We start from the raw sequence: 17,066 nt of genomic DNA on the forward strand, positions 1-17,066 counted from the left end.
GGGCCTTGGCCCCCAATCCTGAAAACCCGGAAAAGGCCGGTGCCCTCTGCCAGAGGACACCGGTCTTTGCGTGTGATCAGCCCGGCGGGCGAACCGAGTCGCAATGCGGGGCTGCGAAAGGGCACGGACCGCCTAAGGACGGGCCTGCGCCAGACTGCGCCTGTCAGACGGTGCCGTTCTCCCGCAGACCGGCTATTGCGGCCGCGTCGTAACCGTAGTCGCGCAGCACCGCGTCGGTATGTTCGCCCAGCAGCGGCGGACGCGACAACGGCACCGTGCCATGCGACAACGAGGCCGGGGCGGGGACAATCGGAACCGGCTGCGAGTCCGGGAAATCGACGTTCTTCATGAAGGTTTGGCGCAGATCCAAAGACCCGCCCACCACCTCTTTCGGCGACAGCACCGGACCGCATCCGATGCTCGCCTTGCCCAGTACCTCGATACACTCATCGCGGGTCTTGTCGGCACACCACGCCTGCATGATCGCGCTCAGGTCTTCACCGTTGTCGCCACGCAGCTGGTCGGTGGCAAAGCGTGGATCCTCGATCAGATCCTCGCGACCGATGGTCTTGCACCAGCGGCGAAAAACCTTTTGGCCAATCACCTGCATGATGAACCAGCCGTCTCGGGCGCGGAAAAGGTCCGAGGGTCCGGACATCGGGCTGCGGTTTCCGCTTGGTTCGCGGTGCGTGAAACCGGTCGCCTCTTCCATGAGGATCTGGTTCGTGAGATTCAGCGATGTACCCACCAGCGAAGCCTGGACATGGGCGCCCCGACCGGTGCGTATCTTGCCGATGATCGCGCCAAGGATGCCGTAGGTCAGGGACAACGAAGTCGCGAAATCTATGGGCGCGGTGGCGGCACGATAGGGCCGATCCGGCTCACCGGTCAGGTAGATCGCGCCGCTGACCGCCTGACCCACCCCGTCAAAGCCGATCCGCTCGGCCATCGGACCCGCGCTGCCATAGGCAGAGGCGGAGGCAAGTATGATGTCTTCTTTGATGGCCTTCAGGGTCTCGTAATCCAGTCCGAAATGCTTCAGGCCGCCCGGCGAATAGTTGGCAATGACCACGTCGGCCTTGGCGATCAGGTTGCGCATCACCTCGCGTCCCTCCGGAGAGGTCATGTTCAACGTCAGACAGCGTTTGCCACCGTTACATTGGAGATACTGGGCACCTTCGCCATGCGCCGTCACCGGCATCAGGTATCGGTCATCTTCGCCCTTTGGGCGTTCCACCCGCACGACATCCGCGCCCAGGTCCGCCAGCAGATGTGCGCTGTACGGGCCGGCGATCCAGCGCCCGAAATCAAGAACCCGGACGCCATCCAGAATGCCAGTCATGTTATGCTCCTCCTGCCAGAGTCTGGACCCAAGACTAGGAGGGCGGCTGCCCGGCCGCCATTCCACGTTTCCGCAGGAAGGTTTTTCCGATGCCGACCAACGGTAATGTTGATGGGCCAGCGCCAGCGCAGGCCGTGATCGGCAATCCGGCCGGACCGCCGCGAGATGCATGCATTCCGCCGATGCCAACCTTCAGCATTGGTTTGGCTTGCCTATGTCAGGTGCCAAATTTCACACCAAGCGGGTCTGTTTCCCGATGGCGCAATGATGCTCCTGAAATTTCTGAATATATTCAGTGGCTTGATTTGGGGCAAAGCCGTTTCCGATATCTCGTAAAGGCAGGCCCAGCCGGTTTGCCCGTAGAGCCCGGAGGCAACGAAATCTACAATGGCACCACAGAGGATTTCGACACGGACGGGGAAACATGCAGACGTCAAAACCGCTAACGGGTATCCGGGTGCTTGAACTCGGGGCCTATATTTCCGGACCCTACGCGGGTGCCTTGCTGGCCTCGCTAGGTGCCGATGTGGTCAAGGTCGAGGCGCCGGGCGGCGATGCATTCCGCCGTGGCGTGGGTGTCGAAAGCCATTATTTCGTCCAGTACAACGCGGGGAAACGTTCGATCGCGGTCAATCTCAAGGACCCGCGTGGCGTGGCCCTGATCAAGTCGATGCTGCCGCAGTTCGACGTCTTCATCGAAAACAGCCGTCCCGGCAAAACAGCGCAGCTTGGGCTGGGTCCGGAGGTTTGTCTCGAAATCAATCCGCGGCTGATCTATTCCTCGGCCAGCGGCTTCGGCGACGGCGGAACATGGCGCGACCGGGCGGCCTACGATTCCATCGGTCAGAGCATGGGGGGCTTCTACTCGGTGATGAGCGAGGCCGGGATGCCGCAACTTTCGGGCACCTGCGTGGGTGATCTGATCACCGCGATCACCGCCACGATGGGTATCCTTGCCGGTCTGGTGGGGCGCGGCCTTGACCCGGAGGGGCAGGGCACCCTGACCCAGACCTCGTTGTTTGAGGCGATGTCCGCGCTGACCATCGACGCGATGACCCAGTACACCGAAACTGGCGCGACGCCGACCCGCCAATCGCGCCATCCACAGGCGCAAAACTTTTGTCTGATGACCGCCTCCGGCGATGCCATCACCCTGCACCTGTCTTCTTCGCAGAAGTTCTGGCGGTCGCTGACCCGCGCGATGGGCCGACCGGACCTAGCCGACGATCCGCGCTTCACCGGTTATTATGAGCGCATGACAAACTACTTCGCGTTGCGGCCCATTGTCGAAGCGGAATTCCTCAAGAAAAGCCGGGCCGAGTGGGAAACGGTGTTGATCGCCGAGGATGTTCCGTTTGCGCCGGTGCTGACCATGCAGGAATTGGCCACACATCCGCAGACCGAATGGCTGCAATTGCTGGAACCCAAGCGCGGCGAGTGTCAATTGGTGCGCCCGCCGCTGCGGTTTCAGGGCGAGCGCCCCGACCGGACCTTCGATGCGCCGGAAGTGGGCCAGCACAGCCGCGAACTGGCGGCGGAGTTTTGTTCGCCCGAAGATCTGAAAACCCTGATTGCGGACGGCGTGATCGTCCAGCACGAAAAACTGGAAAGCGTGAAATGAGTTACCTTGACGAAATGTTCGGCATCGCCGGAAAATGCGTGTTGGTCACCGGCGGCGGGCGCGGCATCGGTGAATCCATCGCCGAGGGTTTTGTAAGGGCCGGGGCCAAGGTCTACATCTGCTCACGCAAGCCCGAGACCTGCGAGGAGACGGCAAAGCGGCTGGGGGCCTTCGGTACCTGCATCGCGCTGCCGGTCAAGGGCGACATCGCCAGCGACGAGGGCCGGGCCGCCATCGTTGCCGCAATGAAAGAGCGCGAGGAAAAGCTCGACATTCTGATCAACAACGCCGGGGCGATCTGGGCAGCGCCGCTGGCGGACTATCCTGAAAGCGGCTGGGACAAGGTTTTCGACCTGAATGTGAAGGGCCTGTTCTTCCTGATCCGCGATCTGGTGCCGATGCTCGAAGCCGCTGGCAGCCACGGTGCTCCGTCGCGGGTGATCAACATCGGCTCCATCGACGGCTTTCATATTCCCAAGCATGAGACCTATGCCTATTCGTCCTCCAAGGCGGCCTCGCACCAGTTGTCGATCCACCTCGCCGATCAGTTGGCTCCGCGGCACATCACCGTGAACGTGATCGCGCCGGGCATGTTCCCCTCGAAGATGATGCAGGGCACGCTCGACAAGGTCGGAGAAGAGAAAGTGCTGGAAAAAGTGCCGCTGCGCCGCCTGACCGGGCCCGACGACATGGCAGGGACCGCGATTTATCTCGCCTCCCGCGCGGCATCCTACGTGACCGGCGCCGTGGTGCCGGTGGACGGGGGCACGGCCACGACCCTCTGACAAGGGGGCGTTCGGACCGGTCGGGGCGTCTTGGTGCATCCTCCCCACCAAAGACGCCCCGGCCGGTTTTTTTTGGCCCGGACCATCGAACAAGCGGAACAGCCTTTGGCCTGCTCAGCATGCGCCTATGCAGTTTGGCGCGACCGACCGGGGACCCGCCGATATTGTCGAGACAGGCCTTGAGGAACGAGACATCTCAAGACGTCTAAAGAACCGATCAGTCCTGCATCCGCAGGCGCGGTTGTTAGAGAGATCTAAGGGAGGACACGACATGTTCAAGACAATGACAGCGTTGCCGCTGATGGCGGCGCTTGCCGTTTCGGTGGCATCGGGCGCCACCGCCGAGACCTATCGCTTTTCGATGTGGTCGAGCGACAACGAGGGTACGGTGATTGCCAACCGCCAGTTCGCCGAGGATCTCGCCGAAGCCACGGACGGCGAGATCACCTTCGACTTTTTCTCCGGCGGGTCGATCATGCCGCCGAAGGCGCATTTGCAAGGCGTTGCCGATGGTGTCGCCCATGCCGGGCAGGTCACCAGCGGCTACACGCCCAACGAGGTGCCGCTGACCAATTCGCTGAGCGGTTTCGGCTTCATCGAACCCAACCCGACGGCGATCGGTGCCGCGTTTGCGGACTGGGTGATGAATGACCCGGCCGCGCTGAAGGAATGGACCGACAAGAATCTTGTGCCTCTGGGCGGCTTCTCGACCTCGACCTATCCGCTGATCTGCAACACCTCGGAGCCGATCACGGAGGTCGACCAGTTGAAGGGCCTGAAGGTGCGCGCCTACGGACAGATTGGCACGCTGGTGCAGGATCTCGGTGGTGTTCCGGTCAGCATCCCGTCGTCCGAGGCGTACCAAGCGTTGCAAACCGGCGCTCTCGACTGTGCCGCGCTGCCGGTGAGCTTTCTGACCATCGACAACAAGCTGGTCGAGATTTCCAAGTTCACAACCATGACCGAGTGGTCGCCGGCCTATACCTCGCCGCAGCTGACCCTGAACAAGGATTTCTGGCAGGGCCTCACCGACGAGCAGCGCGCCACCATCCTCGAACTGTCGGCGCGCACCCACGCACGTGCGCAGATCTATTACAACGAGGCCGCCGAACGCTCGATCAGAGAAGCGCAGGAACTGGGTCATCAGGTGGTCGAGCCGGGCGAGTCCCTCAAGAAGGGATTGCAGGACTGGATCGACGCCGGCGTCGGCAACATGGCCGGTGTCGCGACCAACACCTACGGGGTGCAGGACCCCGAGGCGCTGTTCGCAAGCTTCATGCCCTACGTCGAGAAATGGGGCGCACTGGTACGAGGCATGGAAAACCCCAATGACGAGGACGCGCTGACCAAGCTGTTCCTCGACAACATGTACAACAACATCGACCCCGCCACCTTTGCCATGGATTGAACGGGCCGAAACTGACAACGAAAACGGGCGCGAAACCTCGCGCCCGTTTTCCTTTGTGCCTTGCAGCGATGACAGTGGCGGACCGAATGGTCAGGCTTGTTCCGCCGGGATGCGCACCACCAGGCCATCCATCGCTGCTGTCACCTTTAGCTGACAACTCAGCCGTGAGAGCGCCGCGTCGACCTCCGGGGCGAAATCCAGCATGTCCTCTTCCATATCCTCCATTTCCGGCACCGCAGAGATCCAGTCAGGGTCGACATAGATGTGGCAGGTCGAACAGGCGCAGGCGCCGCCGCATTCCGCGACGATGCCGGGCACACCGGCATCCCGTGCGCCTTCCATGACGGTGTGGCCGGATTTGACGTCGATGCTGTGACGCGCGCCGTCCGGGTCGATGTAGTGAATTTGGGGCATTTCGGGTTTTCCTTCGTAGTGTTGTCGGGCCTCGGTCAGGCGTTTTTTAAGATCACCGGGACGCTGTCCCACGTGTCGTGCAGGCTACCCTCGGGGCGCTGCGGCGGGTTGTCGGGATCAAGCTCCGCACCCAGTTCGTACATCGCCTTGAGGACCCGCACCGCGGTGCCGTGGGTGCCGTGCTTTTCGTCGCCCTTGTTCATGATCCCGGTCACCAGATTGCGGCCGATGCAACTGTGCGAACCCAGACCGAAAGTCATACCCCAGGGCTGCATGCCCTGCGGCGTCTCGCGGTCCGGATCAAAGTAGCGGCCATCGTCGCCAAAGACTTCTTCCGAGACATTGGCCACCGGGGCGTGCAGGGCGACCATCTCGCCGGCGGCGATCTGGCGGCCGGTTGACAGCGTCACATCGCGCACCGCGGCGCGAAACCGCGCCGGAGTGGTTTGGTGCAAGCGGAAAGCCTCGGCAGAGGCGCGGTGCAGCCACTCCACATCCGTCTTCTTGCCGTGATCCTCGGGGTGCTCCTTGATCCACTCGTCGATGTGGACGAAGACATGCGGCAGCGAGTGGCTGGTGGTTTTGATCGAGGCGGTCAGGAACAGGGCGCAGTGACGCCAGATATAGGCAATCTTCCCGGCATCGTCGGGGCGCGACAGGTCATCGGCAAGGCACATGGACATCAGCACGTCACGCGGCAGGGCATCCTTGCCGATCTTGCCTGCGGCATGGTCGGCGGCAAGGGCGATGCGCCGGTCGAGTGAGGGCTTCAGGAACTCGGCGATCAGCATCGCCATCGCGTCACGGCCGGATTGAATGGACTGTTCGGGAGAGTCGGCGTTGGAATAGCTTGCGGTGGTGGCGGCGCTCAGCGCGAGGACAAGATTGCAGAAGCGGTCGGTCTTCTCCTTGCCGTCGACGCCGTCGATGCCGGTGACGCGGGCCGATATGCGGGTCAGGGCGGCGTGGATCAAAGGCACCACATCGGCGCGGATGAGGCCGTCCTCGCCGCGCCGGGTCTGCATCTCGGCGATCACGTCCCGGATCACCGGCTCGACAAGGTGCAACTCGTAGTAGGCCAGCGACTGCCGTGACATCAACGGCGCAAAGAGCTGCTTGAGTTCTGTGTGGCGCTGACCTTCGGTCATGATCAACGTGTCTTCGAGAAAAATGCTGCGCTCGGGCGCGCCGGCCATCGCAAAGTCACGCGACTTCATGATCTCTTCGATCTCGGCATAGGTATCAATGCGCTGAAGGCGCGTGACGAACTCCGGCACGGCCGGATCCTGAACGGGTTGCATGCTTGCTCCTCCCATGGGGCACAGTCTGGAAAAGCCGACAGAGCAAGCGTCGCGGAGCGTCGCAGATGCCGGATGCAGAGACATTAGCAAGCCGGGGGGAGGCTTGTCATGAAAGCGTGCGTGTCCATAGGCAGGCCCTTGAGCGGCCCATGGCTACTTTCGGTCGGGCTGGGTGGCTTGGATACCGTAGCGTTCGACCATTTCACCCAGAATCGTAAAGATGGTGGCCTCGACGATGGCGCTGGCCCGCGACACCGGCCGCGACCGCTTTCGCACCATGTAGGCGGTGCGCTGGATCGTTGGTTCGACGATGCGCACGAGGCCGATCTTTCCCTTGTCGACCTGCTGGATCACGGCACCATGGGACAGGATGCTGTAGGCGCTGGCGCGACCGACCATCTCGACAATATGCGGCAGCGAATCGATGGCCGCGACAACGTTGAGGTTGAAACCGCCGGCGCGCGCGAACTTTTCTTGCAGTTTCCGCGCGCCGTGGGTCGGGCTGGTCAGCACCAGCGGCAGTTCCTGCAACTGCGACGCCTTGATCGGGTTCTTGGCAACCATGTCGGGGCCGAATTCATCGTCCCAGTTGTCCGGGGCGGTCACCAGAAAAAGCTCTTCGGTCAGGAGAGGCTCAAAGGAATAGGGGCTGCTGTCCGAAATTTCATACACGCAGCCGAAATCGATGCGGTCGTTGGCCAGCCAGTCCAGAATGTCGCCGGACATCGCCTCGGCGACATGCAGGCGCACGTCCTTGTGCTCGCTGTGGATGGTTTCCAGCAGCGGCACGCTGAGCAGGATGCTCAGCGACGGCGGGAACCCCACGGCCACCGGGCCGCGCGGTTCCTCGCTGAGGGCGCGCAGCTCTGTCACAAGGTCGTCGACCGCCTTCATGATTTCGGTGCCGCGCTCTACCAGTTTGGTGCCGGCCTCGGTCAACTGGATGCCGCGGGTGCCGCGAATGGCAAGCTGCACCTCAAGTTGTCGCTCCAGCTTGGCGATGTTTTCCGAAAGCGAGGGCTGCGCCATATTGAGCGCATTCGCCGCCGCCGAAATCGACCCGTATTCGGCCAGTGTCAGGAAATAGCCCAGTTGCCGGAACCGCAGGGTCCCCTTTTTGAATTCTTGCACCGCGCGTGTCCCCTCTCCCGTGGTCGGGAGAGCTTGGCTATAGGTTGTGGCTATGTCAAGCGCGCGGAGCGACCGCAACAAGGGGTCAGGTCGGCGTGCGCCCGGCGGTCTCGCGCATGTCTGCGGCGGCGGCCTGCACGGCGCGGATGATCTTGTCATAGCCGGTGCAGCGGCACAGATTTCCGGCCAGCCAAAAGCGTATTTCCGCTTCGGTCGGGTCGATTTTGCGCTCCAGCAGGTTGGCCGCCGCAATGATGAATCCCGGCGTGCAAAAGCCGCATTGCAGGGCCGCTTCTTTCAGGAAGTGTCTTTGCAGCGGGTGCAGGGTTGCGCCGCTGGCCAGGCCTTCGATGGTGGTGATCCGCCGCCCCTCGGCCTCGGCCGCAAGCATGGTGCAGGAGCAGACGACCCGGCCATCGACCTCTACCGAACAGGCGCCGCAATCCCCGGAGCCGCACCCCTCTTTGGTGCCAGTCAGCCCAAGTTCGTCCCGGAGCGCCGTCAGCAGCGTCTGGTCAGGCCGGGCGAGAAACTCTGCCTCATTGCCGTTGACGGTGGTCGAAATATGGATTTTTCGGGCCATCGCGGGTCTCTCCCTATGCCTGCGCGCGTTGTAGCGCAACTTTGACGGCGCGCTTGAAGATGGTTCCGGCGATGCGCTTGCGATAGGCCGCCGAACCGCGTTTGTCGTCGATCGGGCGGCAGGCGGTGCGCACTGCTTCGGCGGCAGTGTCGAGCGTCTTGTCTTCGATCCGGTTGCCCACCAACGCCTGTGCCGCCGCCTCGATCAGCAGCACCGTCGGTGCCACCGCTCCGACGGCGACCCGCGCCGCGCAACAGGTGCCGCAGTCGTCGAGTGTGAGGTTGACCCCGACCCCGACCACCGCGATGTCCATCTCGCTGCGCGGGGTGAAGCGCACGTAGGCCTCTCCCGAGCGCGGCGGCTTGCGGGGAAAGTTGATCGCGGTGATGAACTCTCCGCTGGCCAGCGCGGTGCGTCCGGGGCCCAGCGGCACGGCCTCCACCGGAAGCTCGCGGAGGCCATCGGGTCCGGCCACGGTCACCGTCGCGCCGGCGGCCACCATGGCGGGCACGCTGTCGCCTGCGGGCGAGGCGTTGCAAAGGTTGCCGACCGGCGTCGCACGGCTCTGAATCTGCATGGAGCCGATCAGGTCGGTGGCCTCGACAAAACCGGGCCACAGCGCCTTCAGCCGGGCGTCCTCGTTCAGCCGGGCGCCACAGACGGCGGCGCCAATGCGCACCGCGCCGTTCCGGTACTCAATGTCGTTCAGCGCCGCGATCCGCTTTATGTCGACCACCAGATCCGGCTGTCGCAGACCCGCGGTCATCTGCACAACCAGATCGGTGCCACCGGCCAGTACATGCGCGGTGCCCACGGCGGCTGACAGCAGGGTCACGGCCTCATCGACCGTGGTGGGGGAGGCGAATTGCATATGGTCCTCTTGTCGTTTCTGGGACCGAACTATTCCGCGGCCTGCAACAAGGCATAGACCGGGTCCTGCGCGTCCCGCCGTCCGAGCAGACCGACGATCTTGCGCAGGTGCTGGGTGCTGGGCTGGGTCCGGGTCGAATCGTAGACCACCTTTCGCTGTGCGATCTTCCAGCCGTCGCCGCGATTTTCGAAGCGGTCGATGTAACGCCCGAAGACCTCATGATCCTGTGCCTTTTTGCCGTCAGCACTGATGGTCTCACTGCGCTGGATCGCCCAGAAATAGGTTTCCACGGCCGCAAGGCTGTCGGTCCTGAACTCCACGAGGCAATTCAGAAGATAGTGCATCGCGAAAGGCAGGTCGGCGTGTCGCGCGCTGACCCAAGCGATGAATTCGTCGCCGTTGCCGTGGAACGCGCCGTGGTGGTCCGTCGCATCATCGTGGAAGCAGCCGCGCGCCAGCGTCCAGTCACGGCGGTCGATGCCGCGCGCGTAACGCTTCAGGCAATCCTCGATCTCGGCCTTGGCGATCAGCCTCAACACGTCTTCCATTCTTTGTCTCCTGTCGCGTCTTGCCTTCAGCCTATCGGAGGGCTGCGTGGCGTATACTCCGGGCCTGCCTAGGCCACGGATAGGATTGTCCTATGAGCGTACCCGGCGGACGGGGTCAGCCGCAGAGCGTCTGGCCGCCGTCGACCACAAGGCACTGTCCGGTGATGAAGCTTGATTCGCCGCTGGCGAGGAAAACCGCCGCATGGGCGATGTCCCAGCCGGTACCCATGCGTCCCATCGGGATGCGCGAGGCTTTCTCTTTCCACGCGTCGCCAATGGCGTCCGGAGCGATACCGCGATTCCTCATGGCGCTTTCGCGGGCCATCGGTGTGTCCATCAGTCCGGGCAGAATGGCGTTCACCCGCACCTGTTTTGGCGCAAATTCCGCAGCGGTGACGCGGGTCATGTGGTTGAGCGCGCCCTTCGTCGTGTAATAGCCGACATAGGACGTGTTGAGGTAGCGCAGCGACGAGATCGACGAGATGTTGACGATCGACCCGCCCCCCTGTTGCTCCATGTGGGGAATGGCGTGTTTCATCGCCAAATAGCAGCTTTTCAGGTTGATATCGAAGATCCGGTCCCAATTCTCTTCGCTCAGCGTCACGACATTGCCCATGAAGACCACGCCAACGTTGTTGAGCAGAATGTCGATGGAGCCAAATCGTTCCAGACAGGTTTCCACCGCGCCTTTCAGCGCGTCGGAACTGGTGGCGTCGCCGTCGACAGCCACCGCTTGCCCGCCTTCGTCGCGGATGAACGCGGCGGTTTCTTCGGCGGCTTTGCCGTTGAGGTCGAAACAGACCACCGAGGCACCCTCGCGGGCGTATTGCACCGCGCAGGCCTTGCCGTTGCCCCAGCCTTCTCCGACGCTGCCCGCCCCGATCACCAGGGCCGACTTGTCTTTCAATCTCATCTGAACCTCCCGAAACACGACAACCGTGGCGGCAAGGGTGACGAAAAATTGCCCGCGCTGCACCCCCGATCGCCAGCCATCGGCTTCGCCTTGGTCCCCGGCAGGCCCCGGCTGGCGGGGACTTTCGCTGAATCGCGAACGCGCCTACCCCATTGCGAAGACCAATGGAGACAGCAGCATGAAACCGACACGCTCGATGTTATTCGTTCCCGGCCACCGCAAGGGATGGGCCGAAAAGGCCGTGGCGGCCGGGGCTGACGCGGTGATCCTCGATCTTGAGGACTCGGTGCCGATGGATATGAAGGCCGAGACCCGCCACATGGTCGCCGAAACCATCGCCGATCTGGCCAAGAACCATCCTGACGTCGGCGTCTATGTGCGGCTCAACGCGCTGGAGACCGGTATGACCGGCGACGACCTGGAGGTTGTGGCGGTGCCGGGCTGCGACGGCTACCTGCCGCCCAAGACCTATGGGGCCCGCGACATCGTGCAGCTGGAAGCGCTGGTCGACCATTACGAGCGCCGCAACGGTGTCACAGCCGGTTCGCTGGAGTTTGTGCTTTCTCTGGAAACCGCGCAGGCCTATGCCGAATGTGAGGCGATGCTGGCGGCCAGCCCGCGCTGCGCCACGCTGTTTGCCGGCACCGCCCGCGACGCCGACGTGTCGCGGTCCATCGGCTTTGAATTCACGCCTGACGGCGAAGAGACGCTGTTTCTGCGCAGCAAGGCCGTCTTGGCGGTGCGCGCGGCGGGCAAGGATTTCCCCATCGTGGGCCTTTGGCAGGATCTCAAGGATGATGACGGCGCTTGGAATTTCGCCCGCTACAACAAGCGGCTGGGCTTTCGCGGCATGGTCTCTATCCACCCCAAACACGTGGCAATCGCCAACGAAGTCTTTTCGCCGTCGCAGGGCCAGGTCGATTTCTACCGGGGCATGATCGACGCATTTGAGGCCGGTCTGGAGAAGGGGCTGGCGGCGGTCACCTACGAGGGCATGCACATCGACTACGCCCATGTGAAGACCGCGAAAGAGGTGATCGCGCTCAGCGAGACACTGGCGCAGCGGGGGCGGCAATGAAAGGCAGGGCGATCTTCGGCGCGCCCGAGGCGGCCGCTTGGCGGCCCTCGGCGCGGGAACTGGACAGAAGCCGGCTGGCGGCAGCGATGCGGCGCTGGGGTCACAACAGCCTTGCGGGGCTGCACCGCCACTCCATCGACGAGGCAGAGGATTTTTGGCGCAAGGCGGTCGCAGATCTGGGCATTGAGTTCTCGCAACCCTGGACGGCGTTCAAGGATGACAGCGCCGGTCATGCGTTGCCGCGTTGGTTTGTGGACGGCAGGCTGAACGCGGCCTCGAATTGCGTGACCCGACACGCGCAAAGTGCCGACGCGAAAGACCGCGCCGCTGTGATCTACGAGGGCGACAGCGGCGCCCGGCGCGAGATGAGCTACGGCGAACTGGGTTCGGAGGTCGAGCGCATCGCCGCGGGTCTCAAGGGGCTCGGGGTCGGCAAGGGCGACCGGGTGGCGCTGTTCGCGCCGGTGATCCCCGAGGTCGCCGTTGTCTTCATGGCCTGCGCCAAGATCGGCGCGGTTTTCGTGCCTGCTTTTTCGGGGTACGGGCCGGAGCCGCTTGCGGCGCGCCTCAATGCCGCCGAGGTGGCGGTGATCGTCACTGTCGACGGCACCACCCGCAAGGGCAACCGGGTGCCGATGAAAGACGTTGTGGACGCGGCGACGGCACTGTCGCCCAGTGTCCGGCACGTGGTGACAATCCGCCATGACGGCAGCGAGACCGCGCATCAGACCCGCGACATCGACTGGGCCGAGCTGGGCAAGGGACTGGGTCCGGTGCCGACCGAGGCATGCGATGCCAATGACCCGGTGATGATTGTCTATACCTCGGGCACCACCGGCGCACCCAAGGGAATCGTGCACAGCCACGCCGGATTTCTGGCTAAGGCCGGGCTCGACTTTGGCTATTGTTTCGATGTGCAGGCCGACGACAGGATCGGCTGGATCGCCGACATGGGTTGGTTCCTTGGGCCTTTGATGCTCTTTGGTTGCCTTCAGTTCGGTGCCACCATCGTCTTTGTCGAAGGGCTGCCGAACCACCCCGACGAGAACCGCATGTGGGAGATCGTCGCGCGCAACCGGGTGACGGTGCTGGGTATGGCACCAACGGCGGCGCGGGGGCTGCGGGCGGCGATGGACGGCGCGGCACCTGACTACGACCTGTCCTCGTTGCGCGCCTTCGCGGCCACCGGAGAGGCCTGGGACGTTCCGACCTGGACCTGGATGTTCGAGACCGTGGGACAGAGCAGATTGCCGATCCTGAACTACTGCGGCGGCACCGAAACGGGCGGCGGGCTGATCACCAACTACACGATCACGCCGATGTCCCCGGCCAGTTTTGCCGGGCCGATCCTGGGTCATGACATGGATATCGTGGATGCAGACGGCAACCCGACCGATGGTATCGGCGAGATCATCGTGCGCAACACCTGGCCGGGCATGACCCATGCTTTCTGGCGCGACACCAAGCGTTATCTTGGAACCTATTGGGACCGCTGGCCGGGGATCTGGCTGCACGGCGATCTTGCCAGCATCGACAGCGACGGCTTTTGGCACATCCACGGCCGCTCTGACGACACCATCAAAGTGGCTGGCCGCCGGATCGGTCCGGCGGAGATCGAGAGCGCACTGGTGACTGACCCGCAAATCTCCGAGGCGGCCGTGATCGGTGTGCCGGACCCCGACAAGGGGTCGCGTATCGTGGCCTTTGTGACCACCAAGGGCGATGCCGCGGGCTTTGACCGGTCGCAATCCGCCGCCTCTGTCAGCCGCTTGGTGGGCAAGGCCATGGTGCCGTCCGAGATCCTGCGGGTCGAGGCTTTGCCCAAGACCAAGAACGGCAAGATCCTGCGCCGCGCCATCCGCGCCCGCTATCTCGGGGAACCGGCGGGCGACATGTCTTCGCTCGACGCGGCGACACCGCTGGAGGCGATCCCGGTCCGGGCCTGACCTTAACCATTGAAAGGATGCCGCCGTGCCGACCACGCGACCCAGCCCAAGCAGGGCCACCGTCAGACCGGTGTGGCCGGGCGTATCCCCCGACCGGGGCACCGCAATGGTGGCACGACGGGCCGGGGAGGTCATGGCGATCCGTCGGCGGACAGTACTGAACACCAACTTGGGCAAGCGGCTTGGCCTGCCGAAACCCTACTGAGGAGACACGACATGCGCGATGCAGTCATTTGTGAACCGATCCGGACCCCCGTGGGCGGTTATGGTGGCACGCTGAAGGATGTGCCGGTGGCAGAACTGGCCGCGACCATTGTGCGCGAACTGGTCAAACGCAGCGGGGTGACCAGCGAGATGATCGACGACGTCATCTTCGGGCAGGTTTATCCCAACAGCGAGGCACCGGCGATCGGGCGTATTGCGGCGCTGGACGCCGGGCTCGACATTTCGGTGCCGGGCACCCAGCTTGACCGCCGCTGCGGCTCTGGCTTGCAGGCGGTGATCAACGCCTCGATGGCGGTGCAGACCGGTGCCGCCGACCTGATCATCGCGGGCGGCGCAGAGTCGATGAGCCAGGCTGAATACTACACCATGGGCATGCGCTGGGGCATGCGCGGGCGCGACTCCGAACTGATGTGCCGGATCGGTCGTGGCCGGGTGACCTCGGGTGGCAAGAACTACCCGGTGCCGGGTGGCATGCTGGAGACAGCGGAAAATCTGCGCCGCGATTTTTCGGTCAGCCGAGAAGAGCAGGACCGCTTTGCGGTCAATTCGCACGCCAAGGCGGTGGCGGCGCAGACATCCGGCAAGTTCGCCGAAGAAATCGTGCCGGTGACCTTCAGGACCCGCAAGGGTGAGCAGGTCTTCGACACCGACGAGCATCCACGCCCGGATGCCACCATGGAAAGCCTTGGCGCTCTGCGTCCGATCATGGGCAAGGCCGACCCTGAGGCGACGGTGACCGCGGGCAATGCCAGCGGTCAGAACGACGCCGCCGCAGCCTGCATCGTGACCACACGGGAAAAGGCCGAGGCGCTGGGGCTGAAGCCGTTGGGCCGGCTGGTCAGTTGGGGCGTGGCCGGTGTCGGGCCCGAGCGTATGGGCATCGGCCCGGTGCCGGCGGTGGCCAAGGCCTTCGCACGCTCCGGTCTGAGCATGGCCGACATGGATCTCGTGGAACTGAATGAGGCCTTCGCCGCGCAGGTGCTGGCCTGCACCAAGTCCTGGAAATTCGCCGAGGGCGACCATGACCGGCTGAACGTCAATGGCTCCGGCATCTCGCTGGGCCACCCGGTGGGCGCCACCGGGGTGCGCATCCTTGCCACCATGCTGCGGGAACTGGACCGACGCAAAGGCCGCTATGGTCTGGAAACCATGTGCATCGGCGGTGGCCAAGGCCTTGCAGCAATCTTCGAGAGGGTAGAATGACCATCAACCTGAACGGCCGCACCCGGCTTTACCCGCTGCTCGGCGACCCGATCGTCTATGCCCGCTCGCCGGACTGGCTGAGCAACCACATGGCCAAGCGCGGGATGAACTGCATCTCGCTGCCGATGGAGGTGCCGGAGGGCAAGCTGGACGTCGTGATGCAGGGGCTTGCCGCCACCACCAACGTCGACGGCGTCAGCTTTACCATGCCGCACAAGACCGCTGGCTTTGCCTATTGCGCCACGGTCACGGAAACCTCGCGGCTGCTTGGCGTGGTCAGCGCGGCTCGGCGCAACAAGGACGGCAGCTGGCACGGGCACACCACGGATGGTGACGCCTTCGTGAAGGCGCAGATCGACAAGGGGGCCACGGTCAAGGGCGCGCGGGTGTTGGTTCTGGGTGCCGGCGGGGCCGGTAGCGCCATCGTGATCTCGATGCTTGATCAGGGCGCGGGCGAGGTGGTCGTGCATGACGCCGACGAAAGCCGCGCGGCCGGGCTGGTGGAGATGCTCAAGGCCAAGGCCGGCGACCGGGTCAGGGTCGGGTCGAACGATCCCACCGGTTTCGACCTAGTCAGCAACGCCACGCCCATGGGCATGGATGCGGGCGATCCACTGCCGCTGGACCCTGCCAAGCTGACGGCCGGGATGTTCGTAGGTGACGTGATCGCGGGCCACGGCGAGACCGCACTGATCAAGGCCGCGCGCGCGGCCGGTTGCCGCACGGCGGACGGTGACGACATGGTCGTGGCTGTGCTCGACGTGATGTGCGATCTGCTGGAAGACGCCTGGACCTGACGGGTCGGTCCGACCTGAGATAACAACTGCGGCGGGGCCTTACCCCGCCGCCGTTTTTTTGTGCCCGGTCCGGATCAGCGCCCGAACTTGTCGGTGTCCGGCTCGCGCTTTTCGGCAAAGGCTTTGGCCAGTTCCTTGGCCTCTTCCGAGCGGTAGTAAGGCGCCAGCATCAGGTCATGGGTGACGCGGCTGAGCCCGACCACCCCGGAATGCCGCGCGCTGAAGGACCCCTTGACCGCCGCCAGCGCATAGCTGCCGCGCAAAGCGATTTCACGGGCGAATGCCATGGCATCCTCCCAGAAGGTTTCGTCGTCGAAGACCTGATTGATCAGGCCGATCCGCTCGGCAAATTCGGCGCTCATCTTGGGGTTGCGCATCCAGATCTCCTTGGCGCGTTTCTTGCCCACCAGATCCTCAAGGAACCACGTGCCGTACCCGGCGTCGAAGGAGCCGACCATCGGTCCGACTTGACGAAAGATTGCGGATCGCTTTGCCACGGTCATGTCGCAGACCACTTGTAGCACGTTGCCGCCGCCCACCGCATAGCCGTTGACCGCCGCAATGACGGGCTTTTGCAGCCGCTCAATGGCCTCGTACATCTCCAGCGTCGGCACCACGCCGGGATAAAGAGTTGTGTCGTCGACGGCGTCATGCTCGCCGCCGATGCAAAAGAACCTGTCGCCCACGCCGGTCAGCACGATTACGCGGGTGCGGGTCTCCATCCGGATGCCTTCGATGCAGCGGCGCAGCTCACCGATCATCTGCGCGTTGAACATGTTGCCGTTTTCGGGGCGGTTCAGGCGGATGATCCCGATTGGGCCGTCTTCTTCGTAGATGATCGTGTCGTATGTCGTTGCCTCGGTCATGCCGGGTCCTCCGCTGGGCTGTTGTTCGTGCAAT

General features: G+C 63.8%; 16 protein-coding genes. 7 read left to right on the forward strand and 9 right to left on the reverse strand.

Annotated elements, in window-relative coordinates:
- Positions 1-163 precede the first annotated feature (163 nt).
- Positions 164-1,342: a CaiB/BaiF CoA transferase family protein gene (locus ACN0S5_RS19605; protein WP_417210524.1), complete on the reverse strand. Its 1,179-nt coding sequence runs from the start codon at positions 1,340-1,342 to the stop codon at positions 164-166.
- Positions 1,343-1,766: 424 nt separating this feature from the next.
- Between ACN0S5_RS19605 and ACN0S5_RS19610 the strand changes: the two genes are divergently transcribed.
- The 3 genes from ACN0S5_RS19610 (at position 1,767) to ACN0S5_RS19620 (ending at position 5,156) form a co-directional block, all read left to right on the forward strand.
- Positions 1,767-2,963: a CaiB/BaiF CoA transferase family protein gene (locus tag ACN0S5_RS19610; protein ID WP_417210526.1), complete on the forward strand. Its 1,197-nt coding sequence runs from the start codon at positions 1,767-1,769 to the stop codon at positions 2,961-2,963.
- Positions 2,960-3,748 carry an SDR family oxidoreductase gene (locus tag ACN0S5_RS19615; RefSeq protein WP_417210528.1) on the forward strand — a complete coding sequence of 263 codons (789 nt, stop codon included), beginning with the start codon at positions 2,960-2,962 and terminating at the stop codon, positions 3,746-3,748. The genes ACN0S5_RS19610 and ACN0S5_RS19615 overlap by 4 nt, the downstream gene beginning before the upstream one ends.
- Before the next feature lie 271 nt (positions 3,749-4,019).
- Positions 4,020-5,156, forward strand: a complete 1,137-nt coding sequence (locus ACN0S5_RS19620; protein ID WP_417210529.1) for a C4-dicarboxylate TRAP transporter substrate-binding protein — start codon at positions 4,020-4,022, stop codon at positions 5,154-5,156.
- A 90-nt stretch (positions 5,157-5,246) separates the two neighbouring features.
- On the opposite strand, the gene ACN0S5_RS19625 is transcribed toward ACN0S5_RS19620, so the two are convergent.
- From ACN0S5_RS19625 to ACN0S5_RS19655, 7 genes are all read right to left on the reverse strand, one after another.
- Positions 5,247-5,570, reverse strand: a complete 324-nt coding sequence (locus ACN0S5_RS19625; protein WP_417210530.1) for a 2Fe-2S iron-sulfur cluster-binding protein — start codon at positions 5,568-5,570, stop codon at positions 5,247-5,249.
- 35 nt (positions 5,571-5,605) lie between these two features.
- Positions 5,606-6,871, reverse strand: a complete 1,266-nt coding sequence (locus tag ACN0S5_RS19630) for a cytochrome P450 (protein ID WP_417210531.1) — start codon at positions 6,869-6,871, stop codon at positions 5,606-5,608.
- A gap of 153 nt (positions 6,872-7,024) precedes the next feature.
- Positions 7,025-8,002 (reverse strand): LysR family transcriptional regulator, encoded by a 978-nt coding sequence (locus ACN0S5_RS19635; protein ID WP_417210532.1) that lies wholly within the window; start codon positions 8,000-8,002, stop codon positions 7,025-7,027.
- 85 nt (positions 8,003-8,087) lie between these two features.
- Positions 8,088-8,585 (reverse strand): (2Fe-2S)-binding protein, encoded by a 498-nt coding sequence (locus ACN0S5_RS19640; protein WP_417210533.1) that lies wholly within the window; start codon positions 8,583-8,585, stop codon positions 8,088-8,090.
- A 13-nt stretch (positions 8,586-8,598) separates the two neighbouring features.
- Entirely contained in the window at positions 8,599-9,456 is an 858-nt protein-coding gene (locus ACN0S5_RS19645; protein ID WP_417210535.1) for an FAD binding domain-containing protein, read from the reverse strand.
- Positions 9,457-9,485: 29 nt separating this feature from the next.
- Positions 9,486-10,004, reverse strand: coding sequence for a nuclear transport factor 2 family protein (locus ACN0S5_RS19650; RefSeq protein ID WP_417210536.1), 519 nt, complete (start codon positions 10,002-10,004; stop codon positions 9,486-9,488).
- A gap of 115 nt (positions 10,005-10,119) precedes the next feature.
- Positions 10,120-10,917, reverse strand: coding sequence for an SDR family NAD(P)-dependent oxidoreductase (locus ACN0S5_RS19655; protein WP_417210537.1), 798 nt, complete (start codon positions 10,915-10,917; stop codon positions 10,120-10,122).
- A gap of 178 nt (positions 10,918-11,095) precedes the next feature.
- Between ACN0S5_RS19655 and ACN0S5_RS19660 the strand changes: the two genes are divergently transcribed.
- The 4 genes from ACN0S5_RS19660 to ACN0S5_RS19675 all read left to right on the forward strand — a co-directional run bounded on the left by ACN0S5_RS19660 (position 11,096) and on the right by ACN0S5_RS19675 (position 16,166).
- Positions 11,096-11,995: an HpcH/HpaI aldolase/citrate lyase family protein gene (locus tag ACN0S5_RS19660; RefSeq protein WP_417210539.1), complete on the forward strand. Its 900-nt coding sequence runs from the start codon at positions 11,096-11,098 to the stop codon at positions 11,993-11,995.
- Positions 11,992-13,941, forward strand: a complete 1,950-nt coding sequence (locus ACN0S5_RS19665) for an AMP-binding protein (protein ID WP_417210541.1) — start codon at positions 11,992-11,994, stop codon at positions 13,939-13,941. The genes ACN0S5_RS19660 and ACN0S5_RS19665 overlap by 4 nt, the downstream gene beginning before the upstream one ends.
- A 216-nt stretch (positions 13,942-14,157) precedes the next feature.
- Positions 14,158-15,369, forward strand: coding sequence for an acetyl-CoA C-acetyltransferase (locus ACN0S5_RS19670; protein WP_417210542.1), 1,212 nt, complete (start codon positions 14,158-14,160; stop codon positions 15,367-15,369).
- A complete protein-coding gene (locus ACN0S5_RS19675; RefSeq protein ID WP_417210543.1) occupies positions 15,366-16,166 on the forward strand; it encodes a shikimate dehydrogenase family protein in 801 nt (266 codons plus the stop codon). Before ACN0S5_RS19670 ends, ACN0S5_RS19675 begins: the two co-directional genes overlap by 4 nt.
- A 74-nt stretch (positions 16,167-16,240) precedes the next feature.
- On the opposite strand, the gene ACN0S5_RS19680 is transcribed toward ACN0S5_RS19675, so the two are convergent.
- Positions 16,241-17,032: an enoyl-CoA hydratase-related protein gene (locus ACN0S5_RS19680; RefSeq protein WP_417210544.1), complete on the reverse strand. Its 792-nt coding sequence runs from the start codon at positions 17,030-17,032 to the stop codon at positions 16,241-16,243.
- Positions 17,033-17,066 lie beyond the last annotated feature (34 nt).

The organism is Antarctobacter sp. (assembly GCF_048262615.1).
Classification (GTDB): Bacteria; Pseudomonadota; Alphaproteobacteria; order Rhodobacterales; family Rhodobacteraceae; genus Antarctobacter.

Bases quoted from the DNA above. Each gene is read 5' to 3' on its own strand.
- ACN0S5_RS19655 (WP_417210537.1), bottom strand. From the start codon at position 10,917: ATGAGATTGAAAGACAAGTCGGCCCTGGTGATCGGGGCGGGCAGCGTC.
- ACN0S5_RS19625 (WP_417210530.1), bottom strand. From the start codon at position 5,570: ATGCCCCAAATTCACTACATCGACCCGGACGGCGCGCGTCACAGCATC.
- ACN0S5_RS19675 (WP_417210543.1), top strand. From the start codon at position 15,366: ATGACCATCAACCTGAACGGCCGCACCCGGCTTTACCCGCTGCTCGGC.
- ACN0S5_RS19630 (WP_417210531.1), bottom strand. From the start codon at position 6,871: ATGCAACCCGTTCAGGATCCGGCCGTGCCGGAGTTCGTCACGCGCCTT.
- ACN0S5_RS19665 (WP_417210541.1), top strand. From the start codon at position 11,992: ATGAAAGGCAGGGCGATCTTCGGCGCGCCCGAGGCGGCCGCTTGGCGG.
- ACN0S5_RS19620 (WP_417210529.1), top strand. From the start codon at position 4,020: ATGTTCAAGACAATGACAGCGTTGCCGCTGATGGCGGCGCTTGCCGTT.
- ACN0S5_RS19610 (WP_417210526.1), top strand. From the start codon at position 1,767: ATGCAGACGTCAAAACCGCTAACGGGTATCCGGGTGCTTGAACTCGGG.
- ACN0S5_RS19615 (WP_417210528.1), top strand. From the start codon at position 2,960: ATGAGTTACCTTGACGAAATGTTCGGCATCGCCGGAAAATGCGTGTTG.
- ACN0S5_RS19650 (WP_417210536.1), bottom strand. From the start codon at position 10,004: ATGGAAGACGTGTTGAGGCTGATCGCCAAGGCCGAGATCGAGGATTGC.
- ACN0S5_RS19670 (WP_417210542.1), top strand. From the start codon at position 14,158: ATGCGCGATGCAGTCATTTGTGAACCGATCCGGACCCCCGTGGGCGGT.
- ACN0S5_RS19680 (WP_417210544.1), bottom strand. From the start codon at position 17,032: ATGACCGAGGCAACGACATACGACACGATCATCTACGAAGAAGACGGC.
- ACN0S5_RS19605 (WP_417210524.1), bottom strand. From the start codon at position 1,342: ATGACTGGCATTCTGGATGGCGTCCGGGTTCTTGATTTCGGGCGCTGG.
- ACN0S5_RS19660 (WP_417210539.1), top strand. From the start codon at position 11,096: ATGAAACCGACACGCTCGATGTTATTCGTTCCCGGCCACCGCAAGGGA.
- ACN0S5_RS19645 (WP_417210535.1), bottom strand. From the start codon at position 9,456: ATGCAATTCGCCTCCCCCACCACGGTCGATGAGGCCGTGACCCTGCTG.
- ACN0S5_RS19640 (WP_417210533.1), bottom strand. From the start codon at position 8,585: ATGGCCCGAAAAATCCATATTTCGACCACCGTCAACGGCAATGAGGCA.